The organism is Pseudomonas lijiangensis, assembly GCF_018968705.1.
GTDB lineage: Bacteria > Pseudomonadota > Gammaproteobacteria > Pseudomonadales > Pseudomonadaceae > Aquipseudomonas > Aquipseudomonas lijiangensis.
In genome coordinates, this window is record NZ_CP076668.1 from 1,422,202 (window position 1) to 1,447,989 (window position 25,788).

At 58.6% G+C, this 25,788-nt stretch carries 25 protein-coding genes; 12 read left to right on the plus strand and 13 right to left on the minus strand.

Annotated features, from left to right (window positions below; all coding sequences use genetic code 11):
- Positions 1 to 7 precede the first annotated feature (7 nt).
- The 3 genes from KQP88_RS06220 to rpoS all read left to right on the plus strand — a co-directional run bounded on the left by KQP88_RS06220 (position 8) and on the right by rpoS (position 2,827).
- Complete coding sequence (locus KQP88_RS06220; protein ID WP_176767549.1) at positions 8 to 643, plus strand: protein-L-isoaspartate(D-aspartate) O-methyltransferase; 636 nt, start codon at positions 8 to 10, stop codon at positions 641 to 643.
- A gap of 192 nt (positions 644 to 835) precedes the next feature.
- The gene (locus KQP88_RS06225; RefSeq protein WP_200993482.1) at positions 836 to 1,714 is read left to right on the plus strand and encodes a peptidoglycan DD-metalloendopeptidase family protein; all 879 of its coding nucleotides are present in this window, start codon (positions 836 to 838) and stop codon (positions 1,712 to 1,714) included.
- Positions 1,715 to 1,816: 102 nt separating this feature from the next.
- Complete coding sequence (gene rpoS / locus KQP88_RS06230) at positions 1,817 to 2,827, plus strand: RNA polymerase sigma factor RpoS (RefSeq protein WP_025258973.1); 1,011 nt, start codon at positions 1,817 to 1,819, stop codon at positions 2,825 to 2,827.
- Positions 2,828 to 3,384: 557 nt separating this feature from the next.
- Here the strand turns inward: rpoS and fdxA are convergent.
- Both fdxA and mutS read right to left on the minus strand, forming a co-directional pair.
- Entirely contained in the window at positions 3,385 to 3,708 is a 324-nt protein-coding gene (gene fdxA / locus KQP88_RS06235) for a ferredoxin FdxA (RefSeq protein WP_152957243.1), read from the minus strand.
- 238 nt (positions 3,709 to 3,946) lie between these two features.
- Positions 3,947 to 6,514 (minus strand): DNA mismatch repair protein MutS, encoded by a 2,568-nt coding sequence (gene mutS / locus KQP88_RS06240; protein WP_216705900.1) that lies wholly within the window; start codon positions 6,512 to 6,514, stop codon positions 3,947 to 3,949.
- Positions 6,515 to 6,578: 64 nt separating this feature from the next.
- On the opposite strand from mutS, the gene KQP88_RS06245 reads away from it, so the two are divergent.
- The 4 genes from KQP88_RS06245 to recX all read left to right on the plus strand — a co-directional run bounded on the left by KQP88_RS06245 (position 6,579) and on the right by recX (position 9,122).
- The gene (locus KQP88_RS06245) at positions 6,579 to 6,914 is read left to right on the plus strand and encodes a competence protein CinA (protein WP_216706047.1); all 336 of its coding nucleotides are present in this window, start codon (positions 6,579 to 6,581) and stop codon (positions 6,912 to 6,914) included.
- Between the two features lie 72 nt (positions 6,915 to 6,986).
- The gene (locus tag KQP88_RS06250; RefSeq protein WP_216705901.1) at positions 6,987 to 7,487 is read left to right on the plus strand and encodes a CinA family protein; all 501 of its coding nucleotides are present in this window, start codon (positions 6,987 to 6,989) and stop codon (positions 7,485 to 7,487) included.
- A gap of 94 nt (positions 7,488 to 7,581) precedes the next feature.
- On the plus strand, positions 7,582 to 8,646 hold the full coding sequence (gene recA, locus KQP88_RS06255) for a recombinase RecA (protein ID WP_200993484.1): 1,065 nt from the start codon (positions 7,582 to 7,584) through the stop codon (positions 8,644 to 8,646).
- 8 nt (positions 8,647 to 8,654) lie between these two features.
- Entirely contained in the window at positions 8,655 to 9,122 is a 468-nt protein-coding gene (gene recX, locus KQP88_RS06260; RefSeq protein ID WP_216705118.1) for a recombination regulator RecX, read from the plus strand.
- Between the two features lie 20 nt (positions 9,123 to 9,142).
- On the opposite strand, the gene KQP88_RS06265 is transcribed toward recX, so the two are convergent.
- Positions 9,143 to 10,219, minus strand: coding sequence for an LOG family protein (locus KQP88_RS06265; RefSeq protein ID WP_216705119.1), 1,077 nt, complete (start codon positions 10,217 to 10,219; stop codon positions 9,143 to 9,145).
- A gap of 225 nt (positions 10,220 to 10,444) precedes the next feature.
- Entirely contained in the window at positions 10,445 to 10,864 is a 420-nt protein-coding gene (locus KQP88_RS06270) for a quorum-sensing-regulated virulence factor family protein (RefSeq protein ID WP_200993487.1), read from the minus strand.
- Positions 10,865 to 11,086: 222 nt separating this feature from the next.
- Here KQP88_RS06270 and KQP88_RS06275 point away from each other — a divergent pair, with 222 nt between their 5' ends.
- From KQP88_RS06275 to KQP88_RS06285, 3 genes are all read left to right on the plus strand, one after another.
- A complete protein-coding gene (locus tag KQP88_RS06275; RefSeq protein ID WP_198724964.1) occupies positions 11,087 to 11,797 on the plus strand; it encodes a tRNA-uridine aminocarboxypropyltransferase in 711 nt (236 codons plus the stop codon).
- 177 nt (positions 11,798 to 11,974) lie between these two features.
- Complete coding sequence (erdR, locus tag KQP88_RS06280) at positions 11,975 to 12,622, plus strand: response regulator transcription factor ErdR (RefSeq protein WP_216705120.1); 648 nt, start codon at positions 11,975 to 11,977, stop codon at positions 12,620 to 12,622.
- A 72-nt stretch (positions 12,623 to 12,694) separates the two neighbouring features.
- Positions 12,695 to 13,063 (plus strand): diacylglycerol kinase, encoded by a 369-nt coding sequence (locus KQP88_RS06285; RefSeq protein ID WP_216705121.1) that lies wholly within the window; start codon positions 12,695 to 12,697, stop codon positions 13,061 to 13,063.
- 5 nt (positions 13,064 to 13,068) lie between these two features.
- Here the strand turns inward: KQP88_RS06285 and KQP88_RS06290 are convergent, their stop codons facing one another.
- On the minus strand, positions 13,069 to 13,995 hold the full coding sequence (locus KQP88_RS06290; protein WP_025258983.1) for a LysR family transcriptional regulator: 927 nt from the start codon (positions 13,993 to 13,995) through the stop codon (positions 13,069 to 13,071).
- Between the two features lie 123 nt (positions 13,996 to 14,118).
- Between KQP88_RS06290 and fpr the strand changes: the two genes are divergently transcribed.
- Positions 14,119 to 14,898 (plus strand): ferredoxin-NADP reductase, encoded by a 780-nt coding sequence (fpr, locus tag KQP88_RS06295; RefSeq protein WP_007923929.1) that lies wholly within the window; start codon positions 14,119 to 14,121, stop codon positions 14,896 to 14,898.
- A 47-nt stretch (positions 14,899 to 14,945) separates the two neighbouring features.
- On the opposite strand, the gene tsaA is transcribed toward fpr, so the two are convergent.
- The 6 genes from tsaA to KQP88_RS06325 all read right to left on the minus strand — a co-directional run bounded on the left by tsaA (position 14,946) and on the right by KQP88_RS06325 (position 19,365).
- Positions 14,946 to 15,653, minus strand: coding sequence for a tRNA (N6-threonylcarbamoyladenosine(37)-N6)-methyltransferase TrmO (gene tsaA / locus KQP88_RS06300; RefSeq protein WP_216705122.1), 708 nt, complete (start codon positions 15,651 to 15,653; stop codon positions 14,946 to 14,948).
- 3 nt (positions 15,654 to 15,656) lie between these two features.
- A complete protein-coding gene (locus KQP88_RS06305; protein ID WP_198724970.1) occupies positions 15,657 to 16,118 on the minus strand; it encodes a YehS family protein in 462 nt (153 codons plus the stop codon).
- A gap of 66 nt (positions 16,119 to 16,184) precedes the next feature.
- A complete protein-coding gene (locus tag KQP88_RS06310) occupies positions 16,185 to 16,895 on the minus strand; it encodes an rRNA pseudouridine synthase (RefSeq protein WP_025258986.1) in 711 nt (236 codons plus the stop codon).
- 140 nt (positions 16,896 to 17,035) lie between these two features.
- Complete coding sequence (locus KQP88_RS06315) at positions 17,036 to 17,467, minus strand: GNAT family N-acetyltransferase (protein ID WP_095067031.1); 432 nt, start codon at positions 17,465 to 17,467, stop codon at positions 17,036 to 17,038.
- A gap of 97 nt (positions 17,468 to 17,564) precedes the next feature.
- On the minus strand, positions 17,565 to 18,911 hold the full coding sequence (rimO, locus tag KQP88_RS06320; protein ID WP_200993491.1) for a 30S ribosomal protein S12 methylthiotransferase RimO: 1,347 nt from the start codon (positions 18,909 to 18,911) through the stop codon (positions 17,565 to 17,567).
- Positions 18,912 to 19,077: 166 nt separating this feature from the next.
- Positions 19,078 to 19,365 carry a helix-turn-helix domain-containing protein gene (locus KQP88_RS06325; RefSeq protein WP_216705123.1) on the minus strand — a complete coding sequence of 96 codons (288 nt, stop codon included), beginning with the start codon at positions 19,363 to 19,365 and terminating at the stop codon, positions 19,078 to 19,080.
- 410 nt (positions 19,366 to 19,775) lie between these two features.
- Between KQP88_RS06325 and KQP88_RS06330 the strand changes: the two genes are divergently transcribed.
- Positions 19,776 to 21,671 carry a potassium transporter Kup gene (locus KQP88_RS06330; RefSeq protein WP_216705124.1) on the plus strand — a complete coding sequence of 632 codons (1,896 nt, stop codon included), beginning with the start codon at positions 19,776 to 19,778 and terminating at the stop codon, positions 21,669 to 21,671.
- 70 nt (positions 21,672 to 21,741) lie between these two features.
- Here the strand turns inward: KQP88_RS06330 and KQP88_RS06335 are convergent, their stop codons facing one another.
- The gene (locus tag KQP88_RS06335; RefSeq protein WP_216705125.1) at positions 21,742 to 23,079 is read right to left on the minus strand and encodes a virulence factor family protein; all 1,338 of its coding nucleotides are present in this window, start codon (positions 23,077 to 23,079) and stop codon (positions 21,742 to 21,744) included.
- Positions 23,079 to 25,721, minus strand: coding sequence for a bifunctional lysylphosphatidylglycerol flippase/synthetase MprF (mprF, locus tag KQP88_RS06340; RefSeq protein WP_216705126.1), 2,643 nt, complete (start codon positions 25,719 to 25,721; stop codon positions 23,079 to 23,081). The genes KQP88_RS06335 and mprF overlap by 1 nt, the downstream gene beginning before the upstream one ends.
- Positions 25,722 to 25,788 lie beyond the last annotated feature (67 nt).

Sequence of the window (25,788 nt, forward strand, 5' to 3'; positions counted from 1 at the left end):
GATTGGCATGACCTCGCAGCGTACTCGCGAGCGACTGATCCAGCGCTTGTATGAAGAAGGCTTGTCCAATACCCGTGTGCTGGATGTCATCCGCAAGACGCCCCGGCATCTGTTCGTCGATGAAGCCCTGGCCCACCGTGCGTATGAAGACACGGCCTTGCCGATCGGCCACAACCAGACCATTTCCCAGCCTTATATGGTCGCGCGCATGAGCGAGCTGCTGCTGGCAGCCGGTCCGCTGGACAAGGTGCTGGAAATCGGTACCGGCTCGGGCTATCAGACCGCTGTGCTGGCGCAACTTGTCGAGCGGGTCTTCTCGGTCGAGCGCATCAAGGTGCTGCAGGACCGGGCCAAGGAGCGTCTGGTGGAGTTGAACCTGCGCAACGTGGTCTTTCGCTGGGGCGATGGCTGGGAAGGCTGGCCTGCGCTGGCGCCTTACAATGGCATCATCGTGACCGCCGTGGCGACCGATGTGCCTCAAGCCTTGCTCGATCAACTGGCACCCGGAGGCAGGCTGGTGATTCCGGTCGGTTCCGGTGAGGTCCAACAACTGATGCTGATCGTGCGTGAGGAAAACGGGTTTTCCCGACATGTGCTGGGAGCTGTGCGATTCGTGCCATTGCTCAACGGGCCTCTGGCCTGAAACGTTAATGGAACTTCAAGTGAATTCTGAGCACACTCATCGGTCTACTTACCCTGTATGGCAGCATGGCATCACTTCACCAACATGATTCATGCATGACAAGGGCTTGGCATTGTTAATCACTGGCTGCCCGCCGTTGTTGCGGCACAATAGGCATCTTTCGAATTCAGTCACCAGTAAAGGGAGTGGCGGGTGAGTCACAGAGTCATTCGGCAGCTAAATTGTTCAACAAGTTATCAGCGTCTGGTGATTGGCATTGTGCTCAGTGTCCTCTTGGTCGGCTGCGCCAGTTCTCCGTCGGGCGGTGTTCGTGTCGTTGATCGCAACGGCAACGTGACGTCACAGCGTCCTGCCGTCACGACCGGACAATATGTCGTGCGACGTGGCGACACACTTTTTTCCATTGCATTTCGTTACGGCTGGGACTGGAAAGCACTCGCTGCGCGAAACCAGATCCCCGAGCCCTACACGATTAAACCCGGCCAGACGATTCGCTTTGACGGGCGTTCAAATTCAACATCCGAGTCTGTGGCTTCCGCTCCGGTCGTAGCGCAACCAGGTCCGGTGACCTCGTCCACCTCCACCCGTACCAGCAGTTCCGGCTCGGTCAAGACGACAGTCATCTCCAAACCGGTCGCGGTGACACCCGTGGTTATACCTCCCGCTGGCGATACTCCCGTGGGTATTGCGGGCAAGTCCCCGACAGGTTGGGCATGGCCGGCAAGTGGCACTTTGATAGGAAAATTTTCCTCAAACGGAAGTTTGAATAAAGGAATTGATATCGCAGGTGATTTGGGACAGCCTGTTTTAGCCGCGTCTGATGGATCAGTTGTTTACGCCGGAAGTGGATTGCGGGGCTACGGCGAATTGATAATCATCAAACACAGCGATACCTACGTCAGTGCTTACGGTCACAACCGCAGGCTTTTGGTACGGGAGGGGCAACAGGTCAAGGCGGGACAGACAATTGCCGAGATGGGGTCCACAGGAACTGACCGGGTGAAGCTGCATTTCGAGATTCGCCGCCAAGGAAAGCCTGTAGATCCACTGCAGTTTTTGCCACGTCGTTGATAGTTGTCAGCCTGTTCCTGACGCAGAGGGAATGGGCTCAAGCGTTGCCACGGATATAGGCGGCGCTGAGCTTGAGGTCGAACTCACCAAAGGACTATAACAATGGCTCTTAGCAGCGAAGCGCCGGAGTTTGACATCGATGATGAAGTGCTCCTCATGGAAACCGGCATTGTCCTGGAGGACAACTCGAACGAGAAGCAGCCGTCTACTGCCGCATCGGATCGAACGAAAGCCAAGCACAACTCATCGCTCAAACAACATAAATATATTGATTACACTCGGGCGCTCGATGCTACCCAGTTGTATCTCAATGAAATAGGGTTCTCACCCCTGCTGTCCCCGGAAGAGGAGGTCCACTTTGCGAGATTGTCGCAGCGTGGGGATCCGGCTGGACGCAAGCGCATGATTGAAAGCAATCTGCGTCTGGTAGTCAAAATTGCCAGGCGCTATGTCAATCGTGGGTTGTCATTGCTTGATCTGATCGAAGAGGGCAACCTGGGCCTTATCCGGGCTGTTGAAAAATTCGATCCGGAGCGCGGTTTCCGTTTCTCGACTTACGCGACATGGTGGATTCGTCAGACCATCGAGCGTGCAATCATGAATCAGACCCGGACCATCCGGTTGCCGATTCATGTGGTCAAGGAGCTGAATGTCTATCTGCGTGCCGCTCGTGAACTCACACAGAAGCTCGATCACGAACCGTCTCCCGAGGAGATCGCCAACCTGCTGGAAAAACCCGTCGGCGAGGTCAAGCGCATGCTTGGGCTCAACGAGCGTGTTTCCTCGGTGGATGTCTCTCTGGGTCCGGATTCCGACAAGACGCTGCTCGATACCCTGACGGATGATCGCCCTACGGACCCCTGTGAGCTCCTGCAGGACGATGATCTCTCTCAGAGTATCGATCAATGGCTGTCCGAACTGACCGACAAGCAGCGCGAAGTAGTGATACGTCGTTTCGGCTTGCGCGGGCATGAAAGCAGCACCCTCGAGGATGTCGGTCTCGAGATCGGTCTTACCCGTGAGCGTGTGCGTCAGATTCAGGTCGAAGGCTTGAAGCGTCTGCGTGAAATCCTCGAAAAGAACGGTCTTTCGAGCGAATCCCTCTTCCAATAAACCTCTCCTCTCCCAACCCTCTGCGTCGAAAGGCCGATATGAACATCAAATGTTTGTATCGGCCTTTTACATGATCACCATCCTATAAAGTTGTCTGATCTCTTTGCTGTTCTCTCAAGGGAAGAGTCATGGGGGCTCTACAGGTCTTTGCCAGAGATATGCGCAAGGTGCGTAAGCCTTTGCTTACCCGTGTTGTAAGTTATCAGGGGTTTATTGGGACGGATAAAAGATTTTTCTGAACGTGAGTTCTGCTAGTTCGATGAATTTAAAAGAGTTTTATTTTTTAAACGGCGCGGTAAGAAATATTTTTGCGAGTTTTCGGGTGTTGCCCACGGCCTGAAAATCACTAATATCAGAACTGTGCCAACGGACAGGCACAGGCAGTCAAGGAAGACAGTCAAGGACATCGCAAGAAGCGATTCATCAGGATGATGAAAAGGATTACAGGGATTAGGGAAGAAATGTGGGCGGGTCATACCGCCCCTTTTTTTTGCCTGTAAAATCTGTTTCCCGCCCACGAAAAAGGCCCCGAAGGGCCTTTTTGGCAATACCGGAACTCAGCGTTCCAGATCTGCGATCTTGCCTGTCTTGCCGTCCCATTCTTCTGCGTCGGGCAGGGCATCTTTTCTTTCGGTGATGTTTGGCCATACTTCCGCGAGTTCGGCGTTGAGCTCGATGAAGTTTTCCATGCCGGCGGGAACCTCATCTTCCGAGAAGATGGCTTGCGCAGGGCATTCAGGCTCACAAAGCGCGCAATCGATGCACTCATCCGGGTGAATCACCAGGAAGTTCGGGCCTTCGTAAAAGCAGTCCACCGGACAGACTTCTACGCAGTCGGTGTACTTGCACTTGATGCAGTTGTCGGTGACGACGAAGGTCATTTCTAATTTTCTCCTCAGGCGGCTGCGGCATTGCCCTTCCAGATAGGGGCTGCCAGGTTCGGGGAGTTTCCCGGCCTTGTGAAAAACACGTGCTTGGAGTGAGCGGCCTGACTGCATTGTCTGCCGCTCGACCCTTGGTTCGCTGCGTTTTCACGCGGCTCGACTAGCTGCCCAACCAGGCTAAAAGCTGAGAGCATCCCAAACCGCGCGGGATTCTAACAGCTTGTATCACTTCGCGTCAGATCCGAGTTTGCAATGAGTACAGCAACTCCAGTGCCTGGCGAGGTGTCAGGTCGTCGACTTTCACCTTCGACAGCTCTTCCAGTACCGGGTGAGGCAGGCTTGCAAACAGGTCACTTTGCATCGGCGCCGCCGGTTTACCGGGTTTTGGTCGTGGTTGTTCGTGGGGCAGGCTGGTGGTTTCCAGACGCTGCAAATGCTCCTTGGCGCGAGTGATGACCTTGCCCGGAACGCCCGCCAGTTGTGCCACCGCCAGGCCGTAGCTCTGGCTTGCCGGCCCCGGAAGAACCCGGTGCAGGAACACGATCCGCTCGTTGTGCTCAGTGGCATTCAAATGCACGTTGGTGACCAGCGGTTCGCTCTCGGGCAATACCGTCAGCTCGAAATAGTGCGTGGCGAACAGGGTATAGGCGCGCAACTGGGCGAGACATTCTGCCGCAGCCCAGGCCAGGGAAAGGCCGTCAAAGGTACTGGTGCCACGGCCGACTTCGTCCATCAGCACCAGGCTGCGATCGGTCGCGTTATGCAGAATGTTGGCGGTTTCGCTCATTTCCACCATGAAGGTCGAACGTCCGCCCGCCAGATCATCGCTGGAGCCGATACGGGTGAAGATCCTGTCCACCAGCGACAGCTCGCAACTGGCAGCCGGTACAAAGCTGCCAATGTGGGCCAGCAATACGATCAGTGCGGTCTGGCGCATGTAGGTCGATTTACCGCCCATGTTCGGGCCGGTGATCACCAGCATGCGGGTGCTGTCATCCAGAGACAGGTCGTTGGCCACGAACGGTGTGGACAGCACTTGCTCGACGACCGGATGACGACCCTGATCGATGCGCATGCACGGCTCGCTGACGAAGCGCGGGCAGTTGAGGTCCAGATTCAGGGCCCGCTCGGCCAGGTTGCTCAGGACGTCCAGTTCGGCCAGGGCGGCGGCGGTGTCCTGCAGCGGTGCCAGATGACCGATCAGGTCTTCCAGCAAAGCCTCGTAGAGCATTTTTTCCCGGGCCAGGGCGCGGCTCTTGGCCGACAGTGCCTTGTCCTCGAACTCTTTCAGCTCGGGCGTAATGAAGCGCTCGGCGCCTTTGAGGGTCTGGCGACGGATATAGTCGGCAGGAGCCTGTTCGGCCTGCTTGCTGGGCAGCTCGATGAAGTACCCGTGTACGCGGTTGTAGCCCACTTTCAGGTTGGCCAGGCCGGTACGGGCCTTTTCACGGGCCTCCAGGTCGATCAGAAACTGACCGGCGTTCTCGCTCAGTGACTGCAACTCGTCCAGTTCGGCGTCATAACCGGTCTTCAGCACACCGCCATCGCGGATCACTGCGGGCGGGTTATCGATGATTGCCCGTTGCAACAGGTCTGCCAGTTCCGGGTAGGTGCTGGTGGTTCTGGCCAGTTGTTGCAGGTGCGGCGCTTCCAGGCTGGTCATTGCTTCTTGCAGCGCCGGCAGGGCGCCCAGTGCGTCGCGCAGGCGAGCCAGATCGCGAGGACGGGCGTTGCGCAGGCCGATACGCGCCAGGATGCGCTCGATATCGCCGATTTCCTTGAGCTGCGGTTGCAGGCTCTCGAAGCGGTAGCTTTCCAGGAAGCAGCCGATGGAGGTCTGGCGCGCCTGGAGAACGGTCAGGTCGCGCAGTGGGCGATTCAGCCAGCGGGTCAGCAGGCGTGTGCCCATTGCGGTCTGGCAGCGGTCCATGACCGATTGCAGGGTGTTGTCGCGTCCACCGGCCAGATTGGTGTCCAGTTCGAGGTTGCGGCGGCTGGCGGCGTCCAGCACCACGGTATCGTCCAGACGCTCGTGGCGCAGACTGCGCAAGTGCGGCAAGGCGGTGCGCTGGGTTTCCTTGGCGTAGCTCAGCAGGCAACCTGCTGCACCGATGGCCAGTGTCAGGGTTTCGCAGCCAAAGCCTTTGAGGTCCTGGGTTGCAAACTGCTGGCACAGGCTTTTATGGGCCGAGTCACGCTCGAAATCCCAGGGTGCACGGCGGCGTGAACCACGGCGCTTTTCCGCTGGCAGGCCTTGAGGCCAGTCATCGGGGATCAGCAGTTCGACCGGGTTGATGCGCTCAAGCTCGGCCAGCAGATTTTCCCAGCCCTTGATTTCAAGCACGCTGAAATTGCCGCTGGTGATGTCCAGTACCGCCAGACCAAACAGGCGTTCGTCACCCAGCACGGCGGCGAGCAGGTTGTCCCGGCGCTCGTCCAGGAACGCTTCGTCACTGATGGTGCCCGGCGTGATGATGCGCACGACCTGACGTTCCACCGGCCCCTTGCTGGTTGCCGGATCGCCGACCTGCTCGCAGATCACCACCGATTCGCCCAGCTTTACCAGCTTGGCCAGATAGCCTTCTGCGGCATGGTAGGGAATGCCGCACATGGGGATGCTCTGGCCTGCCGACTGACCGCGTGCAGTCAGGGTGATATCCAGCAGCTTGGCGGCTTTCTTGGCGTCTTCGTAGAAAATTTCATAGAAGTCGCCCATGCGATAGAACATCAGTTGATCAGGATGCTGGTTCTTCAGCTTCCAGTACTGCTGCATCATCGGGGTGTGCGAAGAGAGATCGGAAATTGCTTTATTCATCAGTAGGTTAGGCAAGTTCGTTAGAAGGGTGGGGCAAATTTCAGGGGGCGACATGGAATCCCTCTGGTGCCGAGGGTTGTCTGCCGTGTTTTTGCGATGGGCGCAAGGTTACCACGCACACCTCCACAACGCAGGCGCAGCTGACACTTCCTGTATCGTCACCGAAGGTTTCAGGGCGCCCAAGGATGCTGATGCCCTGTATAGACTTCCAGCGTCGCTGCTCGATAACGGGCGGCATCTTATAAAAAGGGACTTTTATATGAAAAACAAACGAGCACGAGATTCCGGTAACGGGCGCTTCATTACCGTTGATGAAGCCAAGCGTCGGCCCAAAGAAACAACCGTTGAGACGATCCGCAAACCCTCTCCCAGGAAAAAAGAGTCATAGTTGGCTTCTCTGGCAAGCGGTTGCCCAGGCGACCGCTTTGCCCGCTTCGTTCGGTTGGTACAGGAAAAGATCGTGGATGAAATAACCCGGCTTGCCGCTTCTCTCGGCAAGCATCTGCAAGCCGTCAATGCTCAGGTGGCGACCGCCGAGTCCTGCACGGGCGGCGGGATTGCCGAAGCCATTACTCGTATCGGCGGTAGCTCTGCCTGGTTTGAGGCAGGCTATGTCACCTATTCCAATACTCAGAAAACCCGCCAGCTCGATGTGCCTGCCGAACTCTTCGAAACGGTGGGGGCCGTCAGCCAGCCGGTGGTTGAAGCCATGGTTCGCGGCGCACAGGAAAGAAGTGGTGCACGTTTCGCCGTGGCGGTCAGCGGCGTGGCAGGGCCGGGCGGTGGTTCGGTGGAAAAACCGGTCGGTACGGTATGGTTGTGCTGGGGCATGGGCGACATGCTCATTGCCCGGCGTCGACAGTTCGACGGTGATCGCGATGAAGTGCGCCGACAAACGGTCAAGGCCGCGCTAGAGGGGCTGATACAGCTTGCTGTTGGAGAAATGCCAAAACAGGGGTAGGCGAGCGCTCATCGCTGTGGAATAATACTGTCTACTTATACAGGTGTTCTGATCGCTCAGGCCCTAAATTGAATTTGATTACGTGAGGACTTCAATGGACGACAACAAGAAGAAAGCCTTGGCTGCGGCCCTGGGTCAGATCGAGCGTCAATTCGGTAAAGGCGCCGTAATGCGCATGGGTGACCATGACCGTCAGGCTATTCCTTCTATTTCCACCGGTTCGCTGGGTCTGGATATCGCGCTGGGTATCGGCGGTCTGCCTAAAGGCCGGATCGTTGAAATCTACGGTCCGGAATCTTCGGGTAAAACCACGCTGACCCTTTCGGTCATCGCTCAAGCCCAGAAAGCAGGTGCAACCTGTGCGTTCGTCGATGCCGAGCACGCACTGGACCCTGAATACGCTGGCAAGCTGGGCGTCAATGTCGACGACCTGTTGGTTTCGCAGCCGGACACGGGTGAACAGGCACTGGAAATCACCGACATGCTGGTGCGCTCCAATGCCGTTGACGTCATCGTCGTCGACTCCGTGGCTGCACTGGTACCCAAGGCCGAAATCGAAGGCGAAATGGGCGACATGCACGTAGGTCTGCAGGCTCGTCTGATGTCCCAGGCGCTGCGCAAGATCACCGGTAACATCAAGAACGCCAACTGCCTCGTCATCTTCATCAACCAGATCCGTATGAAGATCGGCGTGATGTTCGGCAGCCCGGAAACCACCACCGGTGGTAACGCCCTGAAGTTCTACGCCTCGGTGCGTCTGGACATCCGCCGCACTGGTGCGGTGAAAGAAGGCGACGAAGTGGTGGGTAGCGAAACCCGCGTCAAGATCGTGAAGAACAAGGTCGCTCCGCCGTTCCGTCAGGCAGAGTTCCAGATCCTTTACGGCAAGGGTATCTACCTCAACGGTGAAATCATCGATCTGGCTGTGCTGCATGGCTTTGTCGAGAAGTCCGGCGCCTGGTACAGCTACCAGGGCAGCAAGATCGGTCAGGGTAAAGCCAACTCGGCCAAGTTCCTGGCGGATAACCCGGAAATCGGTTCGGCGCTTGAGAAGCAGATCCGTGACAAGCTGCTGACTGCTGGTGTCGACACCAAGGCTGCGGGTTCCCGTGAGCCCGCTGATGCCGACGATATGGCTGAAATCGACGCCGATATCTGATCAGCCTCATGCCAGTTGTGCTCGATACCACTGTCGCCGTACGACGAACCGCAATGGACCTGCTCGCGAGACGCGAGCATGGTCGAGTCGAGCTGACGCGTAAATTGCGTCAGCGCGGCGCTTCTCCCGAGCATATCGAGTCCGCCCTTGATCGTCTGGTCGAGGAAGGGCTGCTCTCTGAATCCCGCTACCTTGAAAGCTTCGTTTCTTCCAAAGCACGTTCGGGCTATGGGCCTTTGCGTATCCGCGAAGAACTGGGGCAGCGTGGTTTGCAGCGTGGGGATATTGAAGAAGCGCTCAGAGAGTGCGGTGTCGACTGGCAAGCCCGCTTGTACGAAACCTGGCAGCGCAAGTTCGCTGGCAGGTTGCCTGCCGATGCGAAAGAGCGTGCCCAGCAAGGCCGCTTCCTGAGCTATCGCGGGTATCCGCTGGATATGATCGGCCGCCTGTTGAGCGGCCGAGGTGAGGATGATTAGTCGGGTATCCAGTACGGATATCAGGCTTTTCTGGCAAGACTCTCCGGCAGGTTGATGTAGTCGATCAACTCGCGAAGCCGGCCCTGATTACGCCCTGTGAATGCAAAGGCGAGGCGTGTCAGGTCACTGAATTGCGCTTCGTCGTGCTCCTCCCCCTGATAACTGTGCTGATGGAAGTCCTCGCTGCTGCAAATATCGGCAAAGGTTTTCTGGATGTGCGCCATTGCCTGCTCGCTGAGCGGGTGATGCATGCGAATCACGAACTTGTTCTTCAGCCAGCGACTGGAGTGGAAGTTGCTGTAGAACCGGTTGATCTCTTCAACTGCTTCATCGGTGCTGTAAACCAGGCGCATCAGTTTCATGTCGGCTGGCAGAATGTAGTGGTTGTCCTCCAACTGATTCTTGAGGAAGTCCAGCGCGCTCTGCCAGAATTTTCCGCCCGGTGTATCCAGCAAAACCACAGGCACCAGCGGGCTTTTGCCGGTCTGGACCAGTGTCAGCACTTCAAGTGCTTCGTCCAGGGTGCCGAAGCCGCCCGGGCATAGCACCAGCGCATCGGCTTCCTTGACGAAGAACAGCTTGCGGGTAAAGAAGAAGTGGAACGGCAGGAGGTTTTCAGTGCCATCCACCGTCGCGTTGGCATGCTGCTCGAAGGGCAGGGTGATATTGAAGCCCAGGCTGTTGTCACGTCCGGCGCCTTCATGTGCTGCAGCCATGATGCCGCCACCGGCACCGGTGATGACCATCATGTCGGAGCGCGCCAGCTTTCCCCCAAGATCCCTGGCCTGTGCATACAGAGGATGTTCCACCGGCGTGCGTGCCGAGCCGAATACCGTCACCTTGCGGCGCCCCTTGAAGCGTTCCAGCACCCGGAAGGCTCTGTCCAGTTCGCGCAGTGTTTGCAGTGTTATCTTGGCGTCCCAGCGATTACGGCCATCTTCGGCCATGCGCAGGACGGTGAGGATCATGTCCCGATAAAGGGGCAGGTTGGGACTGTCGGGAGCGACCTGGTTGATGTGCTCCTCGATCTTGCTGGTGATATCCAGACCATTGCTCTGAAAGTGTTGCGATAGAACATCGTTAGGTACATACGGCATTCAAGATTTCTCCTCCTGCAGAATGATTTGATCCTGACAAGACTCGTCTCAGGATCGCAAAGCATCGTACGTTGCCGCGCTCTTCAGGTTATATGATGGCTCGATAATGTCCCGCTTTCCTCTAAAAGGCTATCGATTATCGGTGGGTGGCAAGGTGCTGGAAGGGGGCTTTGCGAAGGAGCGCGCCGCCTCCAGGGCAGCGCGCAATGAAGCGAGGGATTTCGTTTACTTGCCGGATTTCTTGACCGCGCAGTCCGAAGCCTGGAAGGTCTGGCTGATGACAGGGCGATTGGTCTTGTATTCGGTGAATTGATATTTCAGCACGGCGCCTTTGGTCATCAACTGGCGATAACCGTTGTTGTGGCAAACGCTGTTGCCCAACTGGCTGCGGACGGCGTCCGGATTGGCACGCATCTGCTGCGCCTGGCCTGCACGCACGCTCAGGTGGTTGATCAACTCCTTGCCGTTGACGGTGTAACCCTGGTCCAGGATGTCTTCGTTGATTGCCCGTGGCGTGCCGACGCTGCTTTCCTTCGCGACTTTTTCCAGCATGGTGCTGAGTTCGAATTCCTGCTTTGACGCTGCCTGCACGGCCAGAGGGGCAACGAGCAAAAGCGTAAGGGTTGGGGCGATGAGGCGCAGCATCAAACTCTCCTGATTCAGTGGCTGGCGGTTTTGACCAGCGACTTCAACGTGTGTTCCGGATAACCTGCCCACGGCGCGGCTCCAATGGCGCGCCAGTATAGGTTAGGAGCAGTCGGCTCGAAAGCAGGTTGAACCGCCGGGGCTCTGGTAAACTGCGCGGACTTTTTACCCCTGTCGAGTTCTTGCTGTGTCGATGCCTTTCTTCAGCGGGCGTGTCTTTCCATGAGCCATGCTGTTTCCCGCCTGCGCGATCAGCGTCTGGCCCGTAGCACCAAGCCCTTCATCGCTCGCGGTTCCCGAGCACCGCGCTGCCCGGATTGTCGGGTGATTTCCAGCTATTGTCTGTGTGGCTGGCGGCCTAAAGTCGCGGCAACTTCGGGCATGTGCCTGCTGATGTATGACACCGAGCCGTTGAAACCGACCAACACCGGCTGGCTGATTGCCGATGTCATCGAGGACACCCACGCCTTTGGCTGGTCGCGCATCGAAGTCGACGAGCAACTGTTGGCCTTGCTGGATGACCCGCAGTGGCAGCCCTATATTGTTTTTCCGGGTGAGTTCGTCGCCAAGGAGCGGGTCGTGACCCGTGTGGCGCTTGAAGAGGGCAAGCGTCCGCTGTTCATTCTTCTGGATGCGACCTGGACCGAAGCGCGCAAGATGTTCCGCAAGAGCCCTTACCTTGAGCGGTTTCCGGTACTGAGCCTGGAGCCGGAGCAGATTTCGCGTTACCGGTTGCGTCGTTCCCGTCGCGATGACCACTTCTGTACCGCCGAGGTCGCCGCGCTCTGTCTGGAGCTGGCTGAAGATACCAGTGCCAGCAGTGTGCTGGATGCTTATCTGGACGTATTCAGCGCTCATTATCTGGGTGCCAAGTTCCAGAGGCCGATCGATCCGGATGATGCTGCTCACAGTTATCTGAAGGCTTTTCTTTGAAGAACCGAGTGCCTGTTGTGCGGATAGAGGCCGATTGCCATTTCGGGTTGGACTCAAGGCAGTATCAAGCTTGACCACTTTTACCGGGCTGGGCATGCTTGGCGCCGCCTGAGCGCTGAACTTGCTGGCCTGGCGTAAACGTGTTCCGGGCGCTCACTATAAAAACAGGATCAAAAAATGACCTACGACATCCTGATCGCCGATGATCATCCGCTGTTTCGTAGCGCGTTGCATCAGGCGTTGAGCATCGGCCTGGGGCCTGATGTGCGGCTGGTCGAGGCAGAGAGCATTGCCCAGATCGAATCTCATCTGGCGCAGAAGGCCGACTGGGATCTTGTCCTGCTGGATCTGAACATGCCGGGTGCCTATGGTTTTTCCGGGCTGGTGTTGTTGCGGGGTCAGTATCCACAGATTCCGGTGGTCATGATTTCGGCCCAGGAAGAGGCTTCAATCGTGGTGCGCTCCCGTGAGTTCGGCGCCAGCGGCTTCATTCCCAAGTCCAGTCCCCTGGAAACCATCCAGAAGGCGGTACGCACCGTGCTTGAGGGTGATGTCTGGTGGCCGCCGCAAGTCAATGAAGTGGTCAGCGTGTCGGATGAAGCCAAGGCAGCCAGTGCCGGCCTTGCCAGCCTGACGCCGCAGCAGTTCCGCGTCTTGACCATGGTCTGTGAAGGCTTGTTGAACAAGCAGATCGCCTATGAACTCAGCGTTTCCGAAGCCACCATCAAGGCTCATGTCACGGCGATTTTCCGCAAGCTCGGGGTTCGCACGCGCACTCAGGCGGCGTTGTTGCTGCAACAGCTGGAATCGGTTTCGGCCAATTGAGCGTCGGTTCTTCACGCTTTTTTGACCCGTGTTGCCTTAGATTTCCTCACCTTTCGACACAGTAGTCTATCCATGCCTTCACCCTTCAAGGGCCAGACCGGCCTGAAACGTATCCTCAATGCTGCAGGTTATTCCTTTGACGGTCTGTCGGCCGCCTTCAAAGGGGAAGCGGCCTTTCGCCAACTGGTGCTGCTCAATGTCGTGCTGATTCCGTTGTCCTTCGTGGTCAACGTCAGCCGTGGCGAGCATGCCCTGTTGATTGCTGTATGCCTGCTGGCCCTGATCATCGAACTGCTCAACTCGGCAGTCGAAGCGGCCATTGACCGCATTTCCCTGGACCTGCACCCGTTGTCCAAGAATGCCAAGGACATGGGCAGCGCCGCCCAGCTGGTCGCGCTGAGCATGATTGCCGTGGTCTGGGGAGTGATCCTGCTCGGCTGACCTTTTCAGTAAAGGCTAGGTATCACGATTTCGTCGCTGCGCTGGACCCCGGCGGTAAAGGCGCGGCACAACTCGAGAAACTCTCGCATGGCAGAGGTCTGGTACTTCTGCTTGTGCCAGATGAAGTAGAACTGCCGCGACAGATCCAGCTCCGGCGTATCCAGAGCCACCAGGCTGCCACGTCGAAATGCGTCGCGCAGTGCCAGCCGGGAAATACAACCGATCCCCAGCCCCGATTCCACCGCTCGTTTGATGGCTTCGGTGTGCTCCAGCTCCAGACGCACGTTCAGCCCGTTACGGTGATGACGCATGGCCTGATCGAAGGTCAGCCGTGTGCCCGAGCCCTGTTCACGCAGAATCCAGGCTTCACGTGTCAGTTCCGCCAGGCTGGCATGGCCGCGTTTGGCCAGTGGATGCTGGGGCGCGCAAAACACCACCAGCTCATCTTCGACCCAGGACTGCACTTCTATATCGGGGTGGCTGCAATCGCCTTCGATCAGACCCAGATCAATTTCGTAATGCGCCACCTGCTGCACGATATGCGCAGTGTTCTGGACATGCAGCTTGACCTGGCTTTCCGGGTGACGCTGCATGAACCCGCCGATCAGCAGGGTCGCCAGGTAATTGCCGATGGTCAGCGTGGCGCCGACCGCCAGTGAGCCGAAGCCCGACTTGCCGTTGAGCAGGTCTTCGATTTCCTTGGCCTGATCCAGCAGAGCCACCGCCTGGGGCAATAACTGGCGTCCGGTCGCGTTGAGGCTCAATCGCTTGCCGGCGCGATCGAACAACTGGCAGCTGGACTGGCGCTCCAGCTCGGTGATGGATGTGCTGGCCGCCGATTGCGAGAGGGAGAGCATGACGGCTGCCCGGGACACGCTTTCCTGCTGGGCAACGGCGACGAAGACTTGAAGCTGACGAAGAGTAAATCGCATATCTATATAACCGATAACCCATATCTTGATAATTAATTTAACAGATATTGTGTCTGCCACTAGAATGTCGCGCAATAGCGCTTATACCCGGCGCAGACGAATTTTTCAGGAGTTCCCACGTACATGAGCAACATGAACCACGAGCGTGTCCTCAGCGTCCATCACTGGAACGACACTCTCTTCAGTTTCAAGTGCACCCGCGATCCGGGTCTGCGTTTCGAGAACGGTCAGTTCGTGATGATCGGTCTGCAGCAGCCTAACGGTCGTCCGCTCATGCGCGCCTATTCGATTGCCAGCCCGAACTGGGAAGAGCATCTGGAATTCTTCAGCATCAAGGTGCCTGATGGTCCGCTGACCTCGCAGTTGCAGCACCTCAAGGAAGGCGACGAGATCATCATCAGCAAGAAGCCTACGGGCACTCTGGTGCTGGATGACCTCAAGCCTGGCAAGCATCTGTACCTGCTGAGCACCGGCACTGGCCTGGCGCCGTTCATGAGCGTCATTCAGGACCCGGAAACCTACGAGCGTTTCGAGAAGGTCATCCTGTGCCACGGCGTACGTTACGTGAACGAAGTCGCCTACCGCGAATTCATCACCGAGCACCTGCCGCAGAACGAGTTCTTCGGTGAAGCGCTGCGCGAAAAACTGATCTACTACCCGACCGTTACCCGTGAGCCTTTCGAGAATGAAGGCCGCCTGACCGACCTGATGCGCAGCGGCAAGCTGTTCAGCGACATCGGTCTGCCACCGATCAATCCTCAGGACGACCGCGCCATGCTGTGCGGCAGCCCGAGCATGCTCGATGAAACCAGCGAAGTGCTGAACAGCTTCGGTCTGACAGTCTCCCCACGCATGCGTGAGCCGGGCGACTACCTGATCGAGCGTGCATTCGTCGAGAAGTAAGCAGGTGTGATAGAAACCGCCTCCCTCTTCCTGAGCGAGGCGGTTTTTTATTGGGCGGGATTTGGAGCCGGTACAACCTCAAGCACCCGGATCAGCCCCGACTGCGGATAGTGCCAGCGCACGTCCATATCCCAGAACTGCGCGCCGTAGCGACGTTCCGGCGCAGGCACCTGATAGGCCGGGCGCGGGTCCTGGGCCAGGCATTGCTCGATCAGTTCCACCAGTGGCTCGCCAAGGCGTTGTGCGTGCTCACGGGCTTGCAGCAGCGCGCTGTCCTCCCAGTGAACAGGGATCAGTTCCGGTGCCGCGCTGGCAATGCGGTTGCTTGCATGGGGCAGGGCATCGGCATAAGGCACATAAGGCTTGATATCCAGCACCGGCGTGCCGTCGAGCAGATCGATACCGGAAATCCACAGTCGTCCCGCCTCAACCTTGTCCAGCCTGACCACGGATTGCCCGATGCCATTGGGCCGGTGCGTTGCACGGGTGGCGAACACGCCCATGGACTGGTTGCCGCCCAGGCGCGGCGGACGCACCTTGAGGCGTGGCTTGTCTTCCAGAGCCTGATGGAACAGAAACAGCAGCCAGACATGGCTGACCTGTTCCAGGCCTTGTACGGCTTCACCCTGATCAAAGGGCGCAACCAGCTCCAGGCAGCCACGGGCGGCTGGAGCCAGTTGTGGCTGGCGCGGAATCGCGAATTTCTCCTTGAAGCAGGAGCGCACGAAACCGACAGGAGAGACGTTGTAGGTCACGAATCAGCCGCGTACGCGCAAGGTCAGGCCCTTGAGGAAGTTGCGCAGCAACTGGTCGCCGCATTCGCGGTAGTTGTTGTGGCCGACCTTGCGGAACAGGGCGCTGAGCTCCGGTTTGGACACCGGGAAGTTCACGGACTTGAGGATGTCGTGCATGTCGTCCTCCTTGAGTTCGAAGGCGACACGCAGTTTCTTGAGCACGATATTGTTGGTGATCGGCAGTTCGATGGGCTGTGGTGGACGGCTGTCGTCCTTGCCGCGCTTGAAGATCACCAGGCCATCGAGGAAGTGGGCCATGATTTCATCGCTGCAATCGAGGTAGCCTTCTTCCTCTTCTTTCCTGGTAAAGGCAATCACGTCGTTCTTGGTGATTTCAAAGCCGGTGAGCTTGGTGATCTCGACAATCTTGCTGTCGCTGATGTCCAGCATATAGCGCACGCTGCGCAGTACATCGTTGTTCATCATGAGGCGTGAGTCCTGGTAAGTCGTTGTAACGGCGCACGAGCTGTCGTGCGCTGCAAAAAATGAAGGTTAGAATTTTTCCTTGGCCGTCATGTAGCGCCACTGGCCCTCAGGCAGTTTGCCCATGGAGACGCCGCCGATGCGGATGCGCCGGACTGCGACGATCTTGAGGCCCACGGCCTCGCACAGTTGGGCAATGATGCCGGGCTGCGGGTTCTTCATGGCAAAGCGCAGGCGGTTCTCGTTCTGCCAGCTGGCTTTGACGGCAGGCAGTTCCTTGCCTTTGTAGCTCAGGCCGTGGTTCAGGCGGTTGAGGCCATGGGCAACCATCTCGCCCGAGACTTCCACGACATATTCCTGTTCTATCTTGCTGCGGTCGTCGGTGAGCTTGCGCAGGATTTTCCAGTCCTGGCTGAACACCATCAGGCCGCTGGCATTGGCTTGCAGGGTCGAAATCGCTTCAAGGCGCAGGAAGTGCCCCTTGAGCGGGCGCTTGCCGAAGCTGTGTTCCTGGGAAAGGGTGCCCGGGGTAATCATTTGCAGCGCGCTTTCGACACTGGCCGAGGCGGGTTTGTGCAGAATGATCGTGACGGCTTCCGGGGTTTCGGCCCTGGCGTCGGGGCTGAGTTCGACCTTCTGGTTCTCGACCTTGAACTGCGGCTCTTCGACCACCTCGCCATCAACAGTCACCCAGCCGCCCTCGATATACAGTTCAGCCTCGCGACGGGAGCAGCCGACCAGTTCGATAAGGCGTTTGGAAAGGCGAATGGGGTCTGTCATGAAAAAGAAGCCGTTACTGATGGGAAAGACGCCATTGTACCTGCGCACGCCTGATAATCGGTGCGAATAATTGATGGATGCCTTGTCGCAGTCAGGGCTTTCCCCGCGTTTGTTGGATCAACTCAAGCAGGGTCGCGCTTCTAGCGCCGCATTCTCAGGATCGGATAAGGTTGCCCCAGCCCGTCCAGTTCGCTGCGGTGGATCACCTCGAAACCTTGCCTGCGATAAAACCCCAGGGCCTGCGGGTTTTGTTCGTTGACGTCCAGCTCGTTGATATTGAAATACTCGATGGCATGGTCGAGCAGGTACTTGCCCAGGCCCTGGCCGCGATGTTCGGGATCGACGAACAACATTTCCAGCTTGTACAGGCTGATGCCTGCAAAACCTGTGATCTTCAAGTGTGCATCGCGGGTGCAGAACAGGGTGACCGAACCCAGGTACTGCGTGAGCAGCAGCTCTTTGAGCATGGCAATGTAGCTGTCGGGCAGGAAGTCGTGGGTCGCACGTACCGAGCGTTCCCAGAGGTTGGCCAGTTCCTGAAAGTCGTTTTGCTCGGGCGTGTACAGGTCCATTTCGATGGGCTCTTGTGGTGGGCTGCATGATGTAGACAACCCGGACCGATAAAAAAGCCCCGCCGTTTTCAAGGGCGGGGCTGATTCGGCTTCAACTTCAGTCGATGATTTCGGCCCACAGATCGTATTCGTCGGCGTCGGTCACGCGGCACATGATCTTGTCACCGGGTTTGACCGGGCTGTCGTCTTCAAGGCCGATGTAGACGTTGCCGTCGATTTCCGGCGCATCGAAGAAGCAGCGGCCTACGGCACCGCGCTCATCGACTTCATCGATCAGGACTTCGATGTCCTTGCCGATCTTCATCTGCAGGCGGGCAGCGCTGATGGCCTGTTGATGGGCCATGAAGCGATCCCAGCGATCCTGCTTCACGTCGTCCGGTACGATTTCTGCGTCCAGCAGATTGGCTGGCGCGCCTTCGACCGGCGAGTACTGGAAGCAGCCGACGCGGTCGAGCTGGGCTTCGGTCAGCCAGTCCAGCAGGTACTGGAAGTCTTCTTCGGTTTCACCGGGGAAGCCGACGATGAAGGTGGAGCGGATGATCAGGTCCGGGCACTGTTCGCGCCAGTTCTTGATGCGCGCCAGGGTCTTGTCTTCAAAGGCCGGGCGCTTCATGTTCTTGAGCACTTTCGGGCTGGCGTGCTGGAACGGAATGTCCAGGTACGGCAGGATTTTCCCGGCGGCCATCAGCGGGATCAACTCATCGACGTGCGGGTATGGATAAACGTAGTGCAGACGAACCCAGACGCCCAGTGAGCTGAGTGCCTGACACAGTTCGGTCATGCGGGTCTTGACCGGCTGGCCATTCCAGAAACCGGTGCGGTATTTGACGTCGACGCCGTAGGCGCTGGTGTCCTGGGAAATCACCAGCAGCTCTTTCACGCCGGATTTGACCAGACGCTGGGCTTCATCGAGCACATCGCCCACCGGACGGCTGACCAGTTTGCCGCGCATAGACGGGATGATGCAGAAGCTGCAGCTATGGTTGCAGCCTTCGGAAATCTTCAGGTAGGCGTAATGACGCGGTGTCAGCTTGATGCCTTGTGGCGGCACCAGATCGATCAGCGGGTTGTGGTCCAGCTTCGGTGGCACGACCTCATGCACGGCATTGACCACTTGCTCGTATTGCTGAGGACCGGTGACCGACAGCACGCTCGGGTGCACGTTGCGGATGACGCTTTCGTCCACGCCCATGCAGCCGGTCACGATCACCTTGCCGTTTTCGGCAATGGCCTCGCCAATCACTTCCAGGGATTCCGCCTTGGCGGTATCGATGAAACCGCAGGTGTTGACGACAACCACGTCAGCATCTTCGTAGGTCGGAACGACTTCGTAACCTTCCATGCGCAGTTGGGTCAGGATGCGCTCGGAGTCGACCAGAGCTTTCGGGCAACCCAGAGAAACGAATCCTACCTTGGGGGCGGACGGCGTGGTGACGGTGGACATGGCAAACCTCGGCGTGAAGGGTGCCTGGCTCAATACGCGGGCACCGATTGGGCGCTTGGTGCGCCTCTGATCAAAAAGTGCGCAATTCTAGCGATGAGTGCGTGCGATGACCAGTGTTAAACAGAGAATTACGACGAGTGCTGCGCGGCATTGCCCGCTTGAAATATCAGCTCAATGCAGCAAGCACGTGTTCCGGGTCGTTGTGTATCGCACGGAGCAATGCACGAGCGGGACCTTCAGGCTCGCGGCGACCCTGTTCCCAGTTGCGCAGAGTTCCTATTGCAACATCGATGCGTTTGGCAAAGGAGGCCTGAGAGAGCCCTGTTGCCTGACGGATCTTTTTGATCTGAAGCGCATCAATGTGGAATTCACGGGATGGCTGACGCTCACCACGATCAATCTCATCCATTTGAGTCATGCTTTCCACAAGACGATTGAAGAGATCCTTTTCCATCATTTCCTCTTGGTCCACCGCTCATCATCGAGCTAGACGCAACGTCATGAGTTGAAGGGGGCAGTGCAGACCGGGTGAAAACTAATGCGCTCGCTCATGCTGCGTTGAAAACAGTCTGAGTGGGAGCGAATTTATTCGCGAGAGGCCCGTACATCCGAAGAGAATCTACCGCTTTCAATGACGTCTCGCGAATTAATTCGCTCCTACAACTGCCAGCCAGGCGCGTGCTGGTGATCGGGTCAAAAAGCGCCGTTCTATGGATGAGGGAGTAAACAGAGAATTACGACGAGTGCTGCGCTATGCTTCGCGGCGTTGCGCCAACGCATGTCAATAATTGGCGCGATCGGAATTGTTACGTGGTGTGAAGTTCATAGTGCTTTGGGCCTCAAGTCTTGTTTCAGGAGTATTGGATGAGTCAGGCAAGCAGTCATGCTGAGACTGGAAGCACTGCAAAACCCGTGGGGCTGCTGATCGCGGCCGTGGGAGTGGTGTATGGGGATATCGGTACGAGCCCGCTGTATACGCTCAAGGAGGTCTTTCAGGGGGGGTATGGGGTCGAAGTCACCCATGACGCGATACTGGGCATCCTTTCGCTGATTTTCTGGTCGCTCATCTGGGTGGTGTCGTTCAAGTACATGGCTTTCATCCTGCGCGCCGATAACCAGGGCGAAGGCGGGATCATGGCTCTCACGGCTCTGGCGCGACGCGCAACGGCTCACTACCCCAGGCTGCAAATGCTGATGGTAGTGTTCGGTCTGTTCGGCGCGGCTCTGTTCTACGGCGACAGCATGATTACCCCGGCGGTGTCGGTTCTGTCGGCGATGGAAGGGCTGGAGCTGGCCTTCGACGGGCTTGAGCACTGGATCGTGCCCATGGCGCTGGTGGTGCTGGTTGGCCTGTTCCTGATCCAGAAGCACGGGACGGCCCGCATCGGCGTGTTGTTCGGGCCGGTGATGGTGACCTGGTTTCTGGTGCTGGGGGCGCTCGGTATCTACGGCATCATGCATTCGCCTGAAGTGCTCAAGGCTGTGAATCCGATGTGGGCGATCCGGTTCTTCATTCTGCATCCGGGTATCGGAGTCGCCATTCTCGGTGCGGTCGTGCTGGCGCTGACCGGTGCCGAAGCGCTGTACGCCGACATGGGGCACTTCGGACGCAAACCCATTTCAAGGGCCTGGTTCATCCTGGTGCTGCCTGCGCTGCTGCTCAACTATTTCGGGCAGGGCGCGCTGGTGCTGGAAAACCCCGAGGCAGTGCGCAACCCGTTCTATCTGCTGGCGCCGGGGTGGGCACTGTTGCCGCTGATCGGGCTGTCGACACTGGCCACGGTCATCGCTTCCCAGGCGGTGATCTCCGGTGCGTTTTCCATGACCCTGCAGGCCATTCAGCTCGGTTACATCCCGCGCATGTACATCCAGCACACTTCCAGTGACGCACAGGGCCAGATCTACATCGGTGCCGTGAACTGGGCGTTGATGGTGGGCGTTGTGTTGCTGGTGATCGGTTTCGAGTCTTCCGGCGCGCTGGCTTCGGCTTATGGCGTTGCCGTGACCGGCACCATGCTCTGCACCACGATTCTGGTGTCGTCGGTGATGTTGCTGTTGTGGAAGTGGCCAGCGGTGCTGGCGGTTCCCTTGCTGCTGGGCCTGTTGCTGGTGGACGGCCTGTTCTTTGCTGCCAACGTGCCGAAAGTCGTGCAGGGCGGTGCCTTCCCGGTGCTGGCGGGTGCGGCGCTGTTCATCCTGATGACCACCTGGAAGCGTGGCAAGCAGTTGCTGGCCGATCGTATCGACGAAGGCGGCCTGCCGCTGCCGATCTTCATTGGCAGCATTCGTGTGCAGCCGCCGCACCGGGTTCAGGGTACGGCCGTGTTCCTGACGGCGCGCAGCGACGCGGTGCCCCATGCGCTGCTGCATAACATGTTGCACAACCAGGTGCTTCACGAGCAGGTGGTGTTGCTGACTGTTGTCTATGAAGACCGGCCGCGGGTTCCGGCCCATGAGCGTTTCGAAGTGGAGTGCTACGGCGAAGGTTTCTACCGGGTGATCCTGCACTTCGGCTTTATCGACGAGCCGGACGTACCGGCTGCGCTGGCGCTGTGTCATCTGGACGATCTGGATTTCAGCCCGATGCGCACCACTTACTTCCTGAGCCGCGAAACCGTCATTCCGTCCAAGATGGTGGGCATGGCGCGCTGGCGTGAAGCCCTGTTCGCTTTCATGCTCAAGAATGCCAACGGCAACCTGCGCTTCTTCAAGCTGCCGTACAACCGGGTGATCGAACTGGGTACCCAGGTCGAGATGTAGCGTTTCCCCTGGTACAAAAAATCCCGGTCACCTCGCGGTGCCGGGATTTTTCATGTCTGCCGATCAGGACTTATTGAGAGGCAGGCTTGCCTTGCCATTTGTTGATCGCATTGATCAGACGCTTGGCCAGTGCCGGGTAGTTCTCATCGAAGTGATGACCGCCCGGTAGCTCGATCACTTCACCGACTGCGGTGGTATCGGTGCAGCCACTGGTTTTCTTCTCTTCCAGGCCATAGACGCACAGCACTTTGGACGCTGGCAGCTTGGCCATTTCCTGGCCTGTAGTCGCTTCCTTGCCTGCATTGCCGAGCCAGCCGTCTACGTGAATCTCGAAGCTGCCGGAGCGAGCGAAGGCCAGCAGGATGATCCCGTCGATACGGTTCTGGTCTTCCGGTGCGAGGCGGTTATAGACCGCAGGCATGACATCGGCACCGAAGGAGTAACCGGCCAGGATGAAGCGTTTGGTGCCCCATTTCTGACGGTAGTGATTCATCAGGTCGGTGAGGTCGATAGCGGTCTGTTCTGGCGTCTTGTGCTCCCAGTAGTAGCGCAGCACATCGATACCGACTACCGGATAACCCATCTTCGCCATATCGCCAGCCACGACCTTGTCCAGATCGCGCCAGCCGCCGTCGCCGGACATGAACAGGGTCACGGTGTCGGCGCTCTGGTTGGCTGCCACAGGCACTTCAACCGTCGGGATGCCCAGGCCGCCCGCGTCATTTTCACCCAGCAGCAGGTGACGAAGCTCGGTGTTGAGCACTTGCGGCAGAGAGATGTCGTAATCGCTGATGCTGGTTTCGGCGTTCGTCTGATCGCGTACGAAAGCAGCGCTCGGATCGTCCGGTGCGTCGTTCCAGGCGGCCAGCCAGTGGCCGTGTGGCGCCTTCTGCGGCAGCGGCACGTCGCAGATCTGCGGCGGGGTTTCATCCTGTTCCACCACCGGAGGCGGGTTGGAAACATGTTCCAGGGCAAAACCGACCGAGATGGCCTGGGCCTTGTCGTCTTTCTGTTCGGCCAGCCAGCGCCATGCCAGCGTAGCACCCGGGCCAATGCCGCCTACAACCAGAGGCGCGCCATCAAGCTTTTGCAGGGCGTTCTGGAACGTCTTCTGTTGCAGGACGCAGTCATCCTTGGGCAGGACCACTTGAACGATGCGCGCCGAGGCGTCCTTGCTGATGGCCAGCAGTTGCTTGTCAGTCAGCATTTCTTCAGCGGTCACGGCCAGGGCAATCCGGGTCTTGACCTTGGTCGCCGGTGTGACGCTGGTCAGTGGCGTGCCATCGTCAAGGCTCAGGCGTTCAAGGCTGGCAGGTGGAGCAGGGCGGGTCCATAGCCAGAAGCCGAGTGCCGCCAGCAGAACAACACCCAGAGCAGCAAGCAAATAGCGCGAAAAGCGTCGAATCATCAGCGTTTCACCAATCCAGTCAGGCCGCCCGCAATCAGGGCGGCGGTGTCAGCCAGTGCCACAAGCGGATCGAGTCCGGCAGGCACGGCCATATAGCGAGGTTCCCAGTCCGGTTGGAACTTGTCCTTGAAGCGGCGCAGGCCCTGGAAGTTGTAGAGCTGTTCGCCACGGCGGAACACCATCGAACCCAGGCGCTGGGTCAAGGGGGCGCCGCGTCGTGGCTGCAGGCCTGACAACGGCACCATGCCCAGGCTGAAGCGTGCATAGCCCTGCTGTTTGTAATGCAGGATCAGGCCGACCATCATGAACTCCATGGTCAGCTTGGGGGCGTCCGGGTGCGAGCGCATCAGGTCCAGGCTGGCGAGTTCGAGGCTGGAGGTTTCCAGCAGGTTCGCAAACGCCACCGGCTTGCCTTCGAAGTGGATGATCGCGATGCGGAAGTACTTCAGGTACTCCGGGCTGAAACGGCCCAGGGAGAAGCCTTTTTCGCGAACATTCTTGCCGGTCAGCCAGGCATCGGAAATGGCTTTCAGCTCATCCAGCGGCGCCTGCCCGGCTTCGTAGATCTCCAGTGACAGACCGTCGCGGCCACCCCGGTTCCAGGTGTAGCGCAGGTCTTTCATTTCCTTGCCTTTGGCGTCGATATCGAAGCGCCGCAGGTCTACCCGTGCTTCCTCGCCCAGCTTGATCGCCGTCAGGCCGATGTCCATGTAATACGGCAGGTTCTCTGCACGGACCTGATAGAACACGGGGCGGGCATGGTGAACGTCGCACAGGTCACGGAATTGCCAGATCAGTTCGGCGCGCTGCTGAGTCGGGCCGATCGGGTCATACAGGGCCACGAGGCTGCGTCCGCGATGGGAGTACATCAGGAAGGCGTTTTCGTTGGGGTGGAACAGGATCGCCTTGTCACCGGTCAGCACCAGTCCGCCATCGGGCTGGCTGGAGGCCTTGAGGATTTCGGCAGCCTTGTCCAGCTCGGCGGCGTTCGGCAGCTTGATGACCGGACGTGCCGTGCGCAGCAGCCAGGTCAGGGACACCACCACCAGCAGCACCGCACTGCCCAGAGCGGAGCGCAGACCCCGTGGCGCATCGGCGTCGAGGGTGAACTGCCACCAGAGCTGATGGCTGTAAGGCACGTCCTGATAGGCAAACAGCAGCAGCCAGATCGAGGCCCCAACAACACAGGCACTGGCGATCAGGTAAAGCGGCGAGAAGGGCAGCTCAAGCAGGCGGCTCGGGCGGTAGAACGAGCGGCGGAAGGTAGCCAGCAGAGCGGCCGTCAGCAGCAACAGACTGGCTTCTTCCCAGTCGAAGCCCTTGAGCATCGACAGGACCGCGCCCACCAGCAGCAGAATCACCGTCAGCATCCACGCTGCCGACAGACGACGTCGCAACCCTTGGGCCAGCAACAGACACAGCACGCCCACCAGACTGGCACCAAAGTGCGAGGCGTTGATCAGGCGATGGGGAATCATGAAGCCGACGTTTTCCAGTCGGGTGTCGATTTCCGGTGTAGCGCCGGAGAACAGCAGCACAACGCCGGACAGGAACACCAGCAGCGCCAGGATTGGCGCAGCAAGCCCGGAGGCCACGCGCATGGCCTGACGGGTGGGCAGCAGGCGCTGGGCTTCGGTAAAGAGCAGCGTCAGGCATGCCAGCAGCAGCGGCAGCACGACATAGATCAGGCGATACAGCAGCAAGGCAGCCGCCAGTGGCGCGGCGCCCAGTTCGTTGGCGAAGGCTGCCAGCAGAATCGCTTCGAAAACCCCTACGCCGCCCGGTACGTGGCTCAGTACGCCTGCGGCAAGGGCCAGCAGGTAAATGAGGATGAAAGCGCCCAGTGGCGGTGCTGACGGCAGCAGCAGGTAAAGCACCATGGCTGCGGCGACCACGTCCAGGGCAGTGATGACCAGCTGGATCAGCGTCAGGCGCAGGTCGGGAAGACGCAAGGTGCGTCGGCCGGCCCTGACCAGAATATTGTGGGGGATGGTCTGTTCCGGCAGGCGACGGCGATAGACCGCAACCGCCAGCAGAACACTGGCGACCAGCACTGCGGTAGCGATAACGGCCAGCACATCCACCGGCAGTTTCAGTGCCAGTGACGCGCCGGGCAGGTTGCTCAGGGTTGCTACGGCTGCCAGTGGTGGCAAGGCGCAGCCCAGCGACAGGCTGGCGAACAGGGTCATGCGGGCGATTTCCATCGCTCCGATGCCATGACGTGAATACAGCCGGTAACGCACCGATCCGCCGGAGAGCATGGAAAGGCCCACGGCATTGCCAATCGCAAAGGAGGTAAAGCCTCCAAGCAGCAAGGTGCGGGTCGGCAGGTTGACGTTGGCGTAACGGCTGGCTGACAGCTCGTAGCCCATCAGGATGATGAAGCCGATTATCGCGGCCAGCAGAGCGCCGCCCAGGGAGGGCAGGGGCACGGCGAACAGCGAGTCGCGCAGCGCAAAGAAGTCCATTTCGATCAGCATGTGACGACAGGCGATCAAGGCCATGCCGAACAGCAGCAGCATGACGGCCAACCCGATGGGTTGTCGGTACTTGCTGAGCAGTTCCAGCCAGCGGAAGCGGACAGGTTTTATCGAACTATTTGCAGCAACTGCTTCGTTGGTATCTGACGGGTTGTCGCGCATCAATCACTCCTTGGATCGTGCGCGACAGGATGGAGGTATGCAGCCAAGTTACCAATCCCTACGCAAA

Coding starts and splice junctions, on each gene's coding strand:
- KQP88_RS06310 (WP_025258986.1), bottom strand. CDS start 16,895: ATGACAGACCCCATTCGCCTTTCCAAACGCCTTATCGAACTGGTCGGC.
- rpoS (WP_025258973.1), top strand. CDS start 1,817: ATGGCTCTTAGCAGCGAAGCGCCGGAGTTTGACATCGATGATGAAGTG.
- KQP88_RS06270 (WP_200993487.1), bottom strand. CDS start 10,864: ATGCTGCGCCTCATCGCCCCAACCCTTACGCTTTTGCTCGTTGCCCCT.
- erdR (WP_216705120.1), top strand. CDS start 11,975: ATGACCTACGACATCCTGATCGCCGATGATCATCCGCTGTTTCGTAGC.
- KQP88_RS06220 (WP_176767549.1), top strand. CDS start 8: ATGACCTCGCAGCGTACTCGCGAGCGACTGATCCAGCGCTTGTATGAA.
- KQP88_RS06275 (WP_198724964.1), top strand. CDS start 11,087: ATGAGCCATGCTGTTTCCCGCCTGCGCGATCAGCGTCTGGCCCGTAGC.
- KQP88_RS06325 (WP_216705123.1), bottom strand. CDS start 19,365: ATGGAAAAGGATCTCTTCAATCGTCTTGTGGAAAGCATGACTCAAATG.
- rimO (WP_200993491.1), bottom strand. CDS start 18,911: ATGTCCACCGTCACCACGCCGTCCGCCCCCAAGGTAGGATTCGTTTCT.
- recX (WP_216705118.1), top strand. CDS start 8,655: ATGCCAGTTGTGCTCGATACCACTGTCGCCGTACGACGAACCGCAATG.
- KQP88_RS06335 (WP_216705125.1), bottom strand. CDS start 23,079: ATGATTCGACGCTTTTCGCGCTATTTGCTTGCTGCTCTGGGTGTTGTT.
- fdxA (WP_152957243.1), bottom strand. CDS start 3,708: ATGACCTTCGTCGTCACCGACAACTGCATCAAGTGCAAGTACACCGAC.
- KQP88_RS06315 (WP_095067031.1), bottom strand. CDS start 17,467: ATGGACCTGTACACGCCCGAGCAAAACGACTTTCAGGAACTGGCCAAC.
- KQP88_RS06285 (WP_216705121.1), top strand. CDS start 12,695: ATGCCTTCACCCTTCAAGGGCCAGACCGGCCTGAAACGTATCCTCAAT.
- KQP88_RS06290 (WP_025258983.1), bottom strand. CDS start 13,995: ATGCGATTTACTCTTCGTCAGCTTCAAGTCTTCGTCGCCGTTGCCCAG.
- KQP88_RS06245 (WP_216706047.1), top strand. CDS start 6,579: ATGGAATCCCTCTGGTGCCGAGGGTTGTCTGCCGTGTTTTTGCGATGG.
- KQP88_RS06330 (WP_216705124.1), top strand. CDS start 19,776: ATGAGTCAGGCAAGCAGTCATGCTGAGACTGGAAGCACTGCAAAACCC.
- KQP88_RS06305 (WP_198724970.1), bottom strand. CDS start 16,118: ATGATGAACAACGATGTACTGCGCAGCGTGCGCTATATGCTGGACATC.
- KQP88_RS06265 (WP_216705119.1), bottom strand. CDS start 10,219: ATGCCGTATGTACCTAACGATGTTCTATCGCAACACTTTCAGAGCAAT.
- recA (WP_200993484.1), top strand. CDS start 7,582: ATGGACGACAACAAGAAGAAAGCCTTGGCTGCGGCCCTGGGTCAGATC.
- fpr (WP_007923929.1), top strand. CDS start 14,119: ATGAGCAACATGAACCACGAGCGTGTCCTCAGCGTCCATCACTGGAAC.
- mprF (WP_216705126.1), bottom strand. CDS start 25,721: ATGCGCGACAACCCGTCAGATACCAACGAAGCAGTTGCTGCAAATAGT.